17 protein-coding genes are annotated in these 14,066 nt (G+C 60.2%); 1 reads left to right on the top strand and 16 read right to left on the bottom strand.

All coding sequences use genetic code 11. From position 1 onward, the window contains the following. Positions 1 to 42: 42 nt before the first annotated feature. The 16 genes from RHM69_RS13170 to RHM69_RS13245 form a co-directional block, all read right to left on the bottom strand. Positions 43 to 603 carry a DUF1285 domain-containing protein gene (locus tag RHM69_RS13170; protein WP_014719554.1) on the bottom strand — a complete coding sequence of 187 codons (561 nt, stop codon included), beginning with the start codon at positions 601 to 603 and terminating at the stop codon, positions 43 to 45. A gap of 16 nt (positions 604 to 619) precedes the next feature. Next, complete coding sequence (locus RHM69_RS13175; protein WP_019817202.1) at positions 620 to 1,225, bottom strand: DUF4823 domain-containing protein; 606 nt, start codon at positions 1,223 to 1,225, stop codon at positions 620 to 622. 111 nt (positions 1,226 to 1,336) lie between these two features. Then, positions 1,337 to 2,305 (bottom strand): GTP 3',8-cyclase MoaA, encoded by a 969-nt coding sequence (locus tag RHM69_RS13180; RefSeq protein WP_019817203.1) that lies wholly within the window; start codon positions 2,303 to 2,305, stop codon positions 1,337 to 1,339. A 139-nt stretch (positions 2,306 to 2,444) separates the two neighbouring features. Further along, positions 2,445 to 3,110, bottom strand: coding sequence for a TetR/AcrR family transcriptional regulator (locus RHM69_RS13185; protein WP_003189287.1), 666 nt, complete (start codon positions 3,108 to 3,110; stop codon positions 2,445 to 2,447). 445 nt (positions 3,111 to 3,555) lie between these two features. Next, positions 3,556 to 4,341 (bottom strand): TatD family hydrolase, encoded by a 786-nt coding sequence (locus RHM69_RS13190; protein ID WP_073454166.1) that lies wholly within the window; start codon positions 4,339 to 4,341, stop codon positions 3,556 to 3,558. A gap of 62 nt (positions 4,342 to 4,403) precedes the next feature. Next, positions 4,404 to 5,393, bottom strand: a complete 990-nt coding sequence (locus RHM69_RS13195) for a DNA polymerase III subunit delta' (RefSeq protein WP_014719558.1) — start codon at positions 5,391 to 5,393, stop codon at positions 4,404 to 4,406. Further along, positions 5,386 to 6,018 carry a dTMP kinase gene (gene tmk, locus RHM69_RS13200; RefSeq protein WP_014719559.1) on the bottom strand — a complete coding sequence of 211 codons (633 nt, stop codon included), beginning with the start codon at positions 6,016 to 6,018 and terminating at the stop codon, positions 5,386 to 5,388. The genes RHM69_RS13195 and tmk overlap by 8 nt, the downstream gene beginning before the upstream one ends. A gap of 19 nt (positions 6,019 to 6,037) precedes the next feature. Further along, positions 6,038 to 7,174, bottom strand: coding sequence for an endolytic transglycosylase MltG (gene mltG / locus RHM69_RS13205; protein ID WP_014719560.1), 1,137 nt, complete (start codon positions 7,172 to 7,174; stop codon positions 6,038 to 6,040). A 1-nt stretch (position 7,175) separates the two neighbouring features. Next, on the bottom strand, positions 7,176 to 7,991 hold the full coding sequence (gene pabC, locus RHM69_RS13210; protein ID WP_014719561.1) for an aminodeoxychorismate lyase: 816 nt from the start codon (positions 7,989 to 7,991) through the stop codon (positions 7,176 to 7,178). Then, on the bottom strand, positions 7,991 to 9,235 hold the full coding sequence (fabF, locus tag RHM69_RS13215; RefSeq protein WP_014719562.1) for a beta-ketoacyl-ACP synthase II: 1,245 nt from the start codon (positions 9,233 to 9,235) through the stop codon (positions 7,991 to 7,993). Before fabF ends, pabC begins: the two co-directional genes overlap by 1 nt. 111 nt (positions 9,236 to 9,346) lie before the next feature. Then, the gene (gene acpP, locus RHM69_RS13220; RefSeq protein ID WP_003175607.1) at positions 9,347 to 9,583 is read right to left on the bottom strand and encodes an acyl carrier protein; all 237 of its coding nucleotides are present in this window, start codon (positions 9,581 to 9,583) and stop codon (positions 9,347 to 9,349) included. A gap of 191 nt (positions 9,584 to 9,774) precedes the next feature. Further along, positions 9,775 to 10,518, bottom strand: coding sequence for a 3-oxoacyl-ACP reductase FabG (gene fabG, locus RHM69_RS13225; protein ID WP_005790544.1), 744 nt, complete (start codon positions 10,516 to 10,518; stop codon positions 9,775 to 9,777). A 24-nt stretch (positions 10,519 to 10,542) separates the two neighbouring features. Beyond that, positions 10,543 to 11,481 carry an ACP S-malonyltransferase gene (gene fabD, locus RHM69_RS13230; protein WP_014719563.1) on the bottom strand — a complete coding sequence of 313 codons (939 nt, stop codon included), beginning with the start codon at positions 11,479 to 11,481 and terminating at the stop codon, positions 10,543 to 10,545. 126 nt (positions 11,482 to 11,607) lie between these two features. After that, positions 11,608 to 12,618, bottom strand: a complete 1,011-nt coding sequence (gene plsX / locus RHM69_RS13235) for a phosphate acyltransferase PlsX (RefSeq protein WP_200601041.1) — start codon at positions 12,616 to 12,618, stop codon at positions 11,608 to 11,610. 4 nt (positions 12,619 to 12,622) lie between these two features. Further along, the gene (gene rpmF, locus RHM69_RS13240) at positions 12,623 to 12,805 is read right to left on the bottom strand and encodes a 50S ribosomal protein L32 (protein WP_003179396.1); all 183 of its coding nucleotides are present in this window, start codon (positions 12,803 to 12,805) and stop codon (positions 12,623 to 12,625) included. 13 nt (positions 12,806 to 12,818) lie between these two features. Continuing rightward, positions 12,819 to 13,349, bottom strand: coding sequence for a YceD family protein (locus RHM69_RS13245; RefSeq protein WP_003175611.1), 531 nt, complete (start codon positions 13,347 to 13,349; stop codon positions 12,819 to 12,821). A 105-nt stretch (positions 13,350 to 13,454) separates the two neighbouring features. Between RHM69_RS13245 and RHM69_RS13250 the strand changes: the two genes are divergently transcribed. Then, entirely contained in the window at positions 13,455 to 14,033 is a 579-nt protein-coding gene (locus tag RHM69_RS13250; protein ID WP_200601043.1) for a Maf family protein, read from the top strand. Positions 14,034 to 14,066 lie beyond the last annotated feature (33 nt).

The raw sequence follows: 14,066 nt of genomic DNA on the forward strand, positions 1-14,066 counted from the left end.
TTACCGCAAGAGGATTATTTCAGGCTGAAGACAAAAACCGCCTCAGGGCTCCAGGCCGATGGGGAAAAACTCCCCGCCGCTCCAGACACCAAGCCAGTTCTGACCGTTGATCGGACGGCTCACCGCCAGCTCCACCAACTGGTAAAAAACGTTGCGATGCACGAGGGCTTCGAGGTTGGTGCGAACGCGCACATAGGGGGCGGGTTCCTGGGTGATGGGGTCGGTCACCACCCGCAGCGGGTGTTCGAGGCCTGCCTCGAGCTGTTCGTCGACGTTGGTGGTAAAGCGCAATACCTGGCTTTCGCCCTGCCCTTGCACATCCAGGGTCACTGCGACAAACGGCGCATCATCCACACGGATGCCGACCTTCTCCACGGGCGTCACCAGGAAATAATCATCGCCATCGCGGCGGATGATGTTGGAGAACAGCTTGACCATCGGCTTTCGCCCGATGGGTGTGCCCTGGTAGAACCAGGTGCCATCGCGGGCGATGCGCATGTCGATATTGCCGCAGAAATCCGGGTTCCACAGATGCACCGGTGCCGGCCCCTTGCCCTTGGGCAGTTGGGCCAATAAATCATTGGCCTTGGCGGAATCGGTCATGGCGGGCTCCTCTGTCTTACTGATCACTCATACCCAGCAAACCGCGGGCGTATTGCGCCAGGGGGCGGGCGATCAAATCTTGTGGCGATGTGTCGTGGAACGTCAGTAAACCGCCACGACTGCGAATACGTGCAGTATCAATCAAATACTGGGTGCTGGTCTCGATCAACATGACTTGGATCACCCCGCTGTCCAGGCCAAGGCGGTCCAGGGCTTGTTGGTCGGTCCACTCGTCGGCGTTGCCGATACGGTCATCGGCTGCCGCAAAGCGGCAATACAGCAGGTAATGAGCACCGGCGGCACGGGCTTCGGTCATGGCCTGTTCAAGACCTTCCGGCTGGCGGGCGCGACGCACCATGGGGAAATATTCGACGAAGCCATTGAAGGCTTCCTCGGCCACCACATTGGGCCGCGGGTAGGCGCTGCCCGGCGGCACGAAGGCGCCTTGGGCGATAAACACAAAGGAGTCCGGCTGTATGCGCACCGAGGCAGTACGGCGCGTATCGCTGTGATCGAGCAGTCCGGCATCGCTCATCTGATAGCGGGTGCCTTCGGCCATATCACTGACGGTCATGCAACCACCCAGGGCCAATGACGCCAGCAGCAAAACCAGACTACGCATCCTAATCCTCCAGAGGCCGGTGACAGGAAACCGGCGAATGGGGCGTGGGATGCAGAATCCGCGCCAGTCAGCTGCGCTACAAATCAAATGTGTGAACCCGCAATATCTACCTTAGCCACCAATGATCTTCATGATCGTGGCACCGCCGGAGAACGCCACTTCCTGCTTGTCGGCCAAGGCTTTCATCAACAAGCCCTGCAACGCTGGCAACGCTTGATGGCGCGGCTGATCGAGCAAATCACCGACATAATGGCGATTGCTGGACGACAGGCAGCCATGCAGCCAACCAGTAGAGGACAACCGCAATCGCGAACAGGTGCGGCAGAACGGTACGCTCTCGTTGGCGATCACACCGAAGAAGCCCTTGCCCGGCACTTCGTAGCGTACCGCCGTCGCATCGACGGGTGCGTTGGCTTGCAGGTATTCGTGTTGCTCGCCGATCAAGCTGAGCAGCTGTTGCAAGCTGACAAACTGTTGCAGGAACGCGTTGGAGTCTTTGGCCAGGTGCCCCATGCGCATCAGTTCGATAAAGCGCAGCTCGTAGCCTCGCGCCAGGCAGTAATCGAGCAGCGGCATCACCTGGTCCAGGTTCTGGCCGCGCAACGGCACCATATTGACCTTGATCTTGATCCCGGCAGCACTGGCCTGGTCCATGCCATCGAGCACGGTGGCCAGGTCGCCGCCACGGGCGATGCTGCGGAAAGCGTCGGCATCCAGCGTGTCGAGGGAGACATTGATGCGTCGTATACCAGCGGCCACCAGCAACGGCAGTTTACGCGCCAGCAGTTGGCCATTGGTGGTCAGACTGATGTCGCTCAGGCCCATCTGCCCTACCGCCCCCATGAAGGCTTCCAACTTGGGGCTGACCAACGGCTCACCGCCGGTAATGCGCAAGCGCTCGATACCCGCCGCTTCGATCAGGTAAGCCACGCCTCGGGCCATGGCCTCGGCCGACAGTTCATCCTGGGCAGCCACCAGCCGCTTGCCGTCAGGCACGCAATAGGTACACGCATAATTGCAGGCTGAAGTCAGGCTGATCCGCAAATTGCGAAAACGCCTGCCTTGACGATCAACGATCATGGATCACTCCGGCAGAGGATAATTCGGGCGCGCTAAAAGCTGACTCATAACTCAGCTTTTAGCAAGGTCCTTGCCTGAGTATATTCCTGGGTTACTGCGCCTGGCAGTAAATCATTGCGCCATCACTGTGGCGAATGACTTAGGTGGCAGGGGTTTCGCCGCTCTTCTCGGCGCCCGGCAGTTCAGGACTGTGCTTGCGCTTGTTGCCCATGCGCACGCCAATGTCCATCAGGAACTGGAAGAAACCTTCCTGGTCTTCCAGCACATTGCTCCAGAACGGCGAGTGGTACAGCGCCACAGCGCCATGCACCAAGGCCCAGGCGGCGCAGTAGTGGAAATACGGTGGCACGTCTTCAAGCTTGCCTTCGCTGATACGCCCCTTGATCAGCAGGGTCAGGCGTTCGAAGTTCGAGGCGCGGATCTTGTGCAACTCCTCGACCATCTCCGGCACCTGGTGACCTTTGACGACCTTCTCTTCCAGGCGGTCGAACAGGCGGTAGCGCTGCGGATCACGCATGCGGAACTCGAAGTAAGCGCGGGACAGGGCTTCCTTGTCTTTGTCGACATCCGCCGAGTGCAGCAACTCGTTCAAATCACGCTCGTAGTCGAGCATCAGGCGCAGGTAGATTTCGGCCTTGGATTTGAAGTGTTTGTAGATCGTGCCTTTGCCGATACCCACGGCATCCGCAATCATCTCGACGGTGACGCTGTCTTCACCTTGTTCGAGGAACAGCTTGAGCGCGGTGTCGAGAATTTCCTGCTCACGGCGGCGAAATTCACGGACCTTACGGGGTTCTTTGTGCATGAGGAAGAGTCTGCAAAGGTCGGAAATAGGGAGGGTTGCGCAGGGCCATGGATACGTGGCGATACGATTTACCCGGTGCGAGGGATTATCCCGACTGAACGGTCGTTGGGCAATGTCTATGTGAACCCGTCAGGCACATAACTTTCAATGCGCCAACGATTTCGCCGTTATCAGTCAGAAATAATACGCAACACCTGAACCTGCCCATCAGCGCAGTGAGAACTCAAGCGAAGGCCGCGTATTCCAAATCTGTTTAAAAAACGATCAGTCACGACTGGACTGAATAGGATAGTGGTCAATACTTCAACTGTCGGCGCGACATCTCCCCCAAGTGACGCGTCGACCTGGGTACCGACGGACTGCGTGCCCTTGTTTTACTCCTAATGGTCTTAGCCCGGATTCACCCCCCAGAACCCGGGTTTTTTTTGCCTGCAATTCGGCCGCTCTAACCGGCTAGGTGGGCCAGCGGGAACAGGCGCTTGAAGTTCTCGGTAGTCTGCTCGGCAAAGCGTTCGTACGACTCGCCGCGCAGCATCGCCAGGTAATCAGCCACATCACGTACATATTCGGGCAAGTTCGGTTTGCCGCGATGGGGGATGGGCGCCAGGTACGGCGAGTCGGTTTCCACCAGCAGGCGGTCGGCAGGCACCTGGCGGGCCACATCGCGCAGCGCGTCGGCATTGCGGAAGGTGACGATACCCGACAGGGAAATATAGAACCCCAGGTCCAGGGCCGCCTTGGCCATGTCCCAGTCTTCGGTAAAGCAATGCAACACGCCAGCCTGCGGCAACGCGGCTTCACGTAGCAAGGCCAGGGTATCGGCACGGGCACCTCGGGTATGGACAATCACCGGCTTGCGCGTCTGCTGGGCGGCTTGCAGGTGCAAGCGGAACGAGGCCTGCTGCAACTCGGCAGCTTCAGGCTCGTAGTGATAGTCCAGGCCGGTTTCGCCAATGGCCACCACTCGCGGGTGGTTGAGTTCGCCCAGTAGCCAGTCCAGAGCCGGCGCTTCGCCAGGCTTGAGGTCCAACGGGTGAATACCCACCGAGCAGTCTACGTCGGCATAGCGATCAGCCAGGGCTTTGACGTCGGCGGCGTTGTCGGCGCTGACGCCAATGCACAGGAAGTGCCCTACCCCACGCTGGCGGGCAGCTTCAAGGGCGGCGTCGAGGGAGCCACCGTGCTGGGCAAGGTCGAGGCGATCAAGGTGGCAATGAGAATCTACGAGCATAGGAATCTGAGCTTAAGTCACACAAGAGGTAGGGCCAACGATACACCCGTCAGCCACGGAATTTAACGGCGCCCGAGCAGGCCGACCCACTGCACCAACAATGCCTCGAGCAACAGCACGCGGTTGAGGTTGGCCTTGCCGAGGACTTTCTGGCGCTGGGCGAGGATCCAGTCCTGGATGTTCAGCACTTTGTCCTGGGCACTTTTTTGCGCCAGGTATTGCACGACCTTGCGCATATCCGCCAGGCCCAGGCCTTGCTCATCCTGGGTAAGCTGGTAGCGCAGGATCAGGCTGGACCAGTCGCAAAACCAGTCGAACAGCAGCAATAGCGGAATGTCCTTCCAGGCGCTTTCGGCCAGTTGCGTGGCCGACAGTTCCTGCTTGAGCAGCTTCTTCACACCATCCACGACCAGTGCACGCTGTTCGCGCACGCCCTGGGCCTGCAGCTTCACTGCCGCCAAAGGCGAACCGGCCGCCAAGGTCAGCAACTCGCCTCGTTCTTCTGCGCTGCATTCCGGCAACGCCTGCGCCAGCCATTGCAGGCTCATGTCCTCGCTGGGCAACGGGCAAGCCTGCTGCACGCAACGGCTGCGAATGGTCGGCAACAAGCGGCTGGACTGGTGGCTCACCAGCAACAGCACGGTATCGCCGGACGGCTCTTCAAGGCTTTTGAGCAAGGCGTTGGCCGCGTTGATGTTCATCGCCTCGACCGGCTCGATCAGCACCACTTTGCGCCCGCCCATTTGCGCAGTCTGCACCACGAAGCTCACCAGGTCGCGCACCTGGTCGACCTTGATGGCCTTGTCCGCTTCCTCGGGTTCCAGCACATAATTGTCCGGGTGACTGCCAGCCTTGAGCAACAGGCAGGACTTGCACTCGCCACACGCCTCCAGGTTGACTGGGCGTTGGCACAACAGGCTGCCCATCAGGCGTTCGGCGAGGTGGCGTTTACCGATGCCCACCGGCCCATGCAGCAGATAGGCGTGGGCGTGCTGGGCGCGCCCTGCCAGTTGCTGCCAGAGGCCGTCCTGCCACGGGTAGGACTCAGCCACGGCTACGCTCCAACAGAGTGGGCAGCAGCGCGTCGATAGCCTGTTGCACCTGACTCAGCGGCTGGGCGGCGTCCAATAGGTAATAACGTGTGGGCTCAGCCTTGGCGCGCTGCAGGAAAGCACTGCGCACCGCATCAAAGAAGGCTTGGCCTTCCAACTCGAAGCGATCCAGGCGACCTCGCGCACTGGCGCGGGCCATGCCCACTTCCACCGGCAGGTCGAACAACAGGGTCAGGTCGGGGCGCAGATCGCCTTGCACGAAGGTTTCCAGGGTGGCGATGCGCTCCAGGGACAAACCCCGCCCGCCACCCTGGTAGGCGTAGGTGGAATCGGTAAACCGGTCGCAGATCACCACCGCACCCCGCGCCAGGGCCGGGCGAATCACTTCGGCCAGGTGCTGGGCACGGGCAGCAAACACCAGGAGCAACTCGGTGTCCGGGTTCATCGGCTCGTCACCCGGGGCCAGCAGGACTTCACGGATGCGCTCAGCCAAAGGCGTACCGCCCGGCTCACGGGTCAGCACCACCTCGATGCCCTGCGCACGCAGGCGCTCGGCCAAGTAGTCACGGTTAGTGCTTTTGCCGGCACCTTCCGGGCCTTCCAGGGTAATAAACAAGCCAGTCACAGGCAGTCCTTAGTCAGAGTCATTGCGGGCTTTGCGGCGCAGTAGTGTCCGGCGCGGGCTCGATCGGTGCGTCGGGGGTGGGTGCATCACTGGCAGGTGCCGAATCTTCCAGCGGTTTCACCACAGGCGTCGGACTGGAACGGTAATCGGCACGGCGCTTGAGCTGGAACTCACGCACGGCGGCATTATGCGCATCCAGGTCATCCGAGAATATATGGCTGCCATCACCACGGGCGACGAAATACAGGCTGCTGCCCGGTACCGGGTTCAGCGCTGCATGGATCGCCTCGCGACCGACCATTGCGATGGGCGTGGGCGGCAGGCCGGCGACCATATAGGTGTTGTAGGGGTTGGCTTCCTTGAGATGGGCACGGGTCAATTTACCGTTGTAGCGCTCACCCAGGCCGTAGATCACGGTGGGGTCGGTCTGCAGCAGCATACCGATCTTCAGGCGACGCACAAACACACCGGCAATCTGCCCGCGCTCCTGGGGCACACCGGTCTCCTTTTCCACCAGCGACGCCATGATCAGCGCTTGGTAAGGGTCGGTATAGGGCGCGTCGGCAGCACGCTTGCTCCACTCCTGGGCGAGTACATCGTCCAGGCGGTTGTAGGCTTTTTTCAGGAATTCGACATCGGTCATGCCGCGGACAAAACGGTAGGTGTCGGGGAAGAACCGCCCTTCAGGAAACACACCTGGGTGGCCGAGCTTATCCATCACTTCGCTGTCAGTCAGGCCCGCGAGGGTCTGCACGATCTTTTCATGCTTGGCCAGGGCGGTGCGCACCTGACGGAAATTCCAGCCCTCCACCAAGGTCAGGCTGTACTGCACCACTTCGCCGCGCTGCCACAGGCCGATCAAACCCTCGGCGGTAAGGCCCGGGCTCATGCGGTACTCGCCGCTGTGCAATGGCTGGCCTTCGAGGTTGAAGCGCCAGTACAGACGCAACCAGAATGCATCGTCGAGCACGCCGTCGGCTTCCAGACGGTTGAAGGTGCCCGTCGGCGTAGCGCCAGCAGGTACGTCGAGCAACTGCTCCTGAGGCAGCTTCAGGGGCTGCTTGAGGGCAGAGTCGAGTTTCCAGGCCGAAAAGCCCACGAGCAAAGCCGCCGAGACCAGGCTGATCTGCAGCAGTAACACCAGTTTTCGTATCAACTCAAATATCCAATAGCGCGCGAACAATGCCTTGCAGTTTACGGGTGAGCGGCCCAACCGGCCAGCTCATCGCAGCGCAACCACGCACCGGCCAAATGCCATATACGCTGTTGCAGACGAAGACTTCATCGGCCTGTTGCAACTGCTCAACACTGATGTCGGCCACGGCCACCGGGACGCCCAGCGCTTGTGCCTGGGCCAGCACTTCGGCGCGCATTACGCCGGCAACGCCACAACGGCTCAGATCAGCGGTTAGTAACAAGCCGTTGCGTACCAGGAAAAGGTTGCTGAATATGCCTTCGATCACCCGACCAGACATGTCCAGCATCAGGCCTTCGGCATGTTCGGTATCTTGCCATTCGGCACGCGCGATCACCTGCTCCAGCCGATTGAGGTGCTTGATACCGGCCAGCAGCGGCTGCTGCGCCAAGCGCGTGGCACACGCAAACAGGCGGACGCCGTCGACTTCGTGGGCAAGGGGGTAAGCAGCGGGCGCACTGCCCTGCAAAATACGGCGCACCGGGGCGCCAGGGTTGATGCCATAACCGCGCAAGCTGTCGCCACGGGTGAGGATCAATTTGAGAATACCGTCGCCAAGGGCGGCGGCGAAGCTCAGCACTTCGTGGCGAATCAACCCGTGATCCACCACCAATGCCAAACGCCTGCAACCCTCTTCCAGGCGTTGCAGGTGACGGTCGAGCAGCAACGGCTGCCCGGCCTTGACGGCGATGGTCTCGAACACCCCATCGCCATAGGCCAGGCCGCGATCTTTCAGGGGCACGCTGTCCGCTGGCTGACCGTCGACCCAGCTGTGCATCACTCGGCGAACCGGCGGAACACCAGGGAGCCGTTGGTACCACCAAACCCGAACGAGTTGGAGATCACCACGTCGATTGGCATCGGTTGCGCTTCGTGCGGCACGAAGTTCAAGTCGCAGCCTTCGTCCGGCTCATCAAGGTTGATAGTTGGCGGAGCAACCTGGTCCTTGATGGCCATCACACTGAAGATCGCCTCGACCGCGCCTGCCGCACCCAGCAGGTGGCCGGTCATGGACTTGGTGGAGCTGACCGCCAGCTTATAGGCGTGCTCGCCGAACACCGACTTGATGGCCTCGGCTTCCGCCAAGTCGCCAGTCGGGGTCGAAGTGCCATGGGCGTTGATGTACTGCACCTGGTCGGGGTTGACCTTCGCATCGCGCAGGGCATTGGTGATGCAACGCGCAGCACCCGCTCCGTCGGACGGCGGTGAAGTCATGTGGTACGCGTCACCGCTCATGCCGAACCCGATCAGCTCGGCGTAGATGGTGGCGCCACGCGCCTTGGCGTGCTCCAACTCTTCAAGCACCAGCGCACCGGCACCGTCGGACAGCACGAAGCCGTCACGGCCTTTGTCCCACGGACGGCTGGCACGGGTCGGCTCGTCATTGCGGGTCGACAGCGCACGGGACGCGCCGAAGCCGCCCATGCCCAGGCCGCACGCGGCCATTTCGGCGCCGCCGGCGATCATCACATCGGCTTCGTCGTAGGCAATGTTGCGCGCCGCCATACCGATGCAGTGGGTGCCTGTGGTGCACGCCGTTGAAATCGCGTAGTTAGGCCCCTGTGCCCCCAGATGGATGGACAGGAAGCCGGAAATCATATTGATGATCGAGCCCGGTACGAAGAACGGTGAAATTCGACGTGGGCCAGTCTCATGCAGCGTGCGGCTGGTTTCTTCGATATTGGTCAGACCGCCAATACCCGAACCCATGGCCACACCGATGCGGTCACGGTTGGCGTCGGTGACTTCCAGGCCGGCGTTACGCACTGCCTGAAAACCGGCAGCCAGGCCGTACTGAATGAACAGGTCGAGCTTGCGGGACTCTTTGATCGAGAGATATTCCTCGACATTGAAGCCCTTTACCGAGCCGCCAAAACGGGTGGAATAGGCAGAAAGGTCCGTATGTTCGATCAGACCAATACCACTGCGGCCAGCCAGAATGCCCTGCCAACTGCTCGGCACATCCGTGCCCAGTGGCGACAACATACCCATACCGGTGACTACGACGCGTCTACGCGACACAGCACTCTCCTTTTTCTAATGACGACACTTTTTCATCGCCGCTAAAGAAAAAACCGCACGCCGTTACAGCAGTGCGGTTTTTCCCTGACAGCAAGCGACGACTACAAACTATTACGCCTGGTGGCTAGTAACGTAGTCGATGGCAGCTTGAACAGTAGTGATTTTTTCAGCTTCTTCGTCCGGGATTTCGGTCTCGAATTCCTCTTCCAGAGCCATCACCAGCTCAACGGTGTCAAGGGAATCGGCACCCAGGTCTTCTACGAAGGAAGCAGTGTTGACCACTTCTTCTTCCTTAACGCCCAGTTGCTCGGCGACGATTTTCTTGACGCGCTCTTCGATGGTGCTCATACCTTGTTTAACTCCTAATGGACAAATTCAGGCAGCTGGCCAGTGGGTAAGTGTATAGAAAGCCATTTCAGCTTTTCAACTGAAAGCTTCACCCTGTACCCGGTCGGCCACCTGCCTATAAATTAAGTTGCAGCTTTATAACGGATTTTAGACAGCTCGTATGACATTTTTTTGAAGCGATCCGTCACAATTTAACTCATGTACATCCCGCCGTTAACCGGGATTGTAGCCCCAGTCACGTATGCCGCACCGTCGGATGCCAGGAAAGTGACCACATTCGCAATCTCTTGAGCCTGGCCCAGACGGCCCAGCGGAATCTGCGTCAGCAACGCTTCACGCTGTGCTTCCGGCAATTCGCGGGTCATATCGGTGTCGATGAACCCTGGGGCCACCGAGTTGACCGTAATCGACCGCGAACCGACTTCACGTGCCAGTGCACGGCTGAAACCTTCCAGACCGGCCTTGGCGGAAGCGTAGTTTACTTGGCCTGCGTTGCCCATGGCACCCACTACGGAGCCAATATTGATAATTCGCCCCCAACGCGCCTTGGTCATGCCGCGCAAAACGCCCTTGGACAGGCGAAACAGACTGTTCAGGTTGGTATCGACCACGTCGTACCACTCGTCGTCTTTCATGCGCATCATCAGGTTGTCACGCGTGATCCCGGCGTTGTTCACCAGAATTGCCGGCGCGCCGAACTGTGCAGTGATCTCGGCCAATACGGCAGCTACGGACTCATCGCTGGTTACATTCAGTTCCAGGCCGGTGCCCTGCACGCCGTTTTCCTTCAAGGTCGCGGCGATACGCTCGGCGCCCGAGGCAGAGGTGGCGGTGCCAATCACAACGGCGCCCTGACGGCCCAGCTCCAGGGCGATCGCTTGGCCAATGCCACGGCTTGCGCCGGTAACCAGTGCAACTTTACCTTGCAGACTCATGCAGGCTTCTCCTAAGTACGGGATTCAGGCCAGTGCCGCGCGAGCGGCAGCGAAGGCTTCTGGGGTATTGAGGTTGGCGGTCGACACACCGTCGGCGCAGCGCTTGTTCAAGCCGGCCAGGACTTTGCCCGGGCCGCACTCGACCAGCTCGGTGGCACCGTTGGCGGCCAGGGTCTGGACCGATTCAACCCAGCGCACTGGCTTGTACAGTTGCTCCAGCAGGTCGCGCTTGAGGGTGTCGAGGTCGGCGGCCACGGCCGCACTGACGTTCTGCACCAGCGGGATCTGCGGCGCTTGCCAGTTGATGGCAGCGATAGACTCGGCAAACCGCTCTGCCGCCGGGCGCATCAGCTCACAATGGGACGGTACGCTCACCGGCAATGGCAGGGCACGCTTGGCGCCACGGGCCTTGCAACCCTCGATGGCACGCTCGACAGCTGCCTTGGCGCCGGCGATCACCACCTGGCCTGGGGAGTTGAAGTTCACCGCGCTGACCACTTCGCCTTGCGCCGCTTCGGCGCAGGCCTCGATCACCACCGCGTCGTCCAGGCCCAGGATAGCGGCCATGCCGCCCTGCCCGGCCGGAACGGCTTCTTGCATCAGTTGACCACGACGCTCGACCAGCTTGACCGCTTCAGCCAAGGTCAGGCTGCCCGCGGCCACCAGGGCGCTGTATTCGCCCAGGCTGTGACCCGCGACGAATGCAGGGCGCGCGCCGCCTTCTGCCAACCACAAGCGCCACAGGGCGATCGAGGCGGTCAGGATGGCCGGCTGGGTTTTATCGGTTTGGTTGAGCAGCGCTTCCGGCCCTTGCTGGGTCAGTGCCCACAGGTCGTAACCCAGGGCGTCAGAAGCTTCCTTGAAGGTGTCCAGGATCAGCGGGTATTGCGCGCCCAGCTCGGCCAACATGCCGAGGGACTGCGAACCCTGCCCTGGAAAGACGAATGCGAGGGATGTAGACATGTAACAAGCCCCTAATGATCTGGTCGTCAAAAATGCTCGCGCCTACGGTGGGAGCGAACGAAACTGACAGATTGGATGGTCAATTGAACTGGCCGGTCACATTTAAGCACTCCCGGGCCAATTCGCCTAAGGCAACAGATCCTCGAGACGGCCGTGCAAGCGTTGCGGCAGGTTCTCTTGAATCTCGATCAAGGCCCGTGCAATTGCACTTTGAAAGCCCAGCACCCCGGCCGAACCGTGGCTTTTCACCACTATGCCCTGCAAACCAAGAAAGCTTGCACCGTTGTGCCGTGCGGGCGCCAGGTCGGCCTGCAAGCGTCGCATCAGGGGCAGCGCCAAGGCCCCCACCATACGTGACGCCAGGTTGCGCTTGAACAAAGCTTCGATACGCGTGGCGATCATGGTCGCCAGGCCTTCGCTGGACTTGAGCAGAATATTGCCGACAAAGCCGTCGCACACCACCACGTCAGCTTCGCCACGGTACAAACCATCACCTTCAACAAAGCCGATGTAGTTCAAACCCCGCGCGCTTTGTAGCAAGGTAGCGGCAAGCTTGACTTGCTGGTTGCCCTTGATGTCCTCAGTGCCGATATTCAGCAGGGCAACCCGGGGTCGGGGCACGCCCAGCGCCTCGGCGGCCACCGAGCCCATTACGGCAAATTGCAACAGGTGCTCGGCACTGCAATCGACATTGGCGCCCAGGTCCAGCAACTGGCAATAGCCCTTCTGCGTCGGGATCGCCGCCACCATCGCCGGCCGATCAATACCCGGCAGGGTTTTGAGCACGTGCCGCGACAAGGCCATCAACGCGCCCGTGTTGCCGGCACTGACACAGGCTTGCACCTTGCCATCACGCAATAGCTCAAGGGCCACCCGCATTGAAGAATCGGGCTTGCCACGCAGGGCAACCGCCGGCTTTTCATCCATGCTGATGGTTTCGCTGGCTGGCGTAATCGTCAGGCGCGCGCGATCCACCGCCGGATGGCTGGCAATCAGTTCTTCAAGTAGGGAGGGTTGACCGACGAGGGTCAGGTGCAGCGAGGGCGTGGCAGACAGGCTGGCAATGCAGGCCTGAACAATGCTGCGGGGACCGAAGTCCCCGCCCATTGCGTCAATCGCGATGACTTGAGCAGACAAGTGATTACTCGTCAGCGCCCTTGTCGATCACTTTACGGCCACGGTATACGCCTTCTGGCGATACGTGGTGACGCAGGTGAACTTCACCAGTGGTCTTTTCCACGGACAGGGTGCTAGCCTCGAGAGCGTCGTGCGAACGGCGCATGTCACGGGCGGAGCGGGATTTTTTGTTCTGCTGAACAGCCATAATTGATTAACTCCTAAACGTTTGGGTCACGCTTTAACTGCGCCAATACACTGAACGGGTTGGACCGCGTTACCTCGTCCTCGCTCGGCTCGGCCTCGTCATCGAGACCCTCCGGCTGCTGGCATTCTTCCGGATGATGAGCAGGCACAATGGGCAAGGCGAGCAAAAGCTCCTCCTCGATCAGTGCATGCAGATCCAATGGATCTTCGCCCAGTTCCAGCACGTCATAACCTTTCGGCAACGACTGGGTATTCGCACCCTCTTTCACCACAGCATAACTGCATTCGCTGTGGATCGGCAGGGTGACCAGCTCAAGACAACGCTGGCAAACCATTTTGACTTCGGTGTCGATAACGCTGTGGATTACCACAGATTTACGTTCATCTCGTTCAAAAACGAATTTCGCCTGCACCGTACCGACAGTGTCGGAAAGCGGGTCGCAGAGTCTCTCCAAATCGGCCAGCAGCACTTCACCTTGAAGGGTGGTGCCACGATCAGCCAATTTGCGCGGGTCAACGTGAGGTGGAATCGGGTCATTCAACATAGGCGCAGCATTATAGGGATGCACCCGGCCATGTCAAAGGAAATTCAGCCCTGTGCGTCAGCCGGTCACGTCGATAGAATCGGCGACTGCCTTGAGGAGACGTATATGCTGCCTTTATTACTCGCGTCCAGCTCGCTTTATCGCCGGGAATTACTGAGTCGCCTGCACCTGCCGTTCACCTGCAGCTCGCCGGATATCGACGAAAGCCACCGCCCGGATGAACCCGCCATCGAACTGGTCAAGCGCCTGGCCGAACAAAAGGCCCGCGCCCTCGCCGCCAGCCATCCCGGCCATTTAATCATTGGCTCGGATCAGGTCGCCGCACTGGAAGGCCGGATCATCGGCAAGCCGCACACCTTCGAAAATGCTCGCGAGCAACTGCTGGCTGCCAGCGGCAAGCGTGTGAGCTTCCTCACGGGCCTGGCACTGCTCAACAGCGAAACCGGGCACTGCCAGGTCGACTGCGTGACGTTTACCGTACACATGCGCGAACTGGATGCAGAACGTATCGAGCGCTATCTGCGGATCGAGCAGCCTTATGATTGTGCGGGCAGCTTCAAAGCAGAAGGGCTCGGTGTGAGCTTGTTCCGGAGCACCGAGGGACCGGATGCGACCAGCCTGGTTGGGCTGCCACTGATTCGACTGGTGGACATGCTGCTGACCGAAGGCGTACAGATCCCTTGAAACCTTCGTAAAGCAATGTGGGAACTGGCTTGC

The organism is Pseudomonas sp. CCI1.1, assembly GCF_034348165.1.
Lineage (GTDB): Bacteria > Pseudomonadota > Gammaproteobacteria > Pseudomonadales > Pseudomonadaceae > Aquipseudomonas > Aquipseudomonas paracarnis.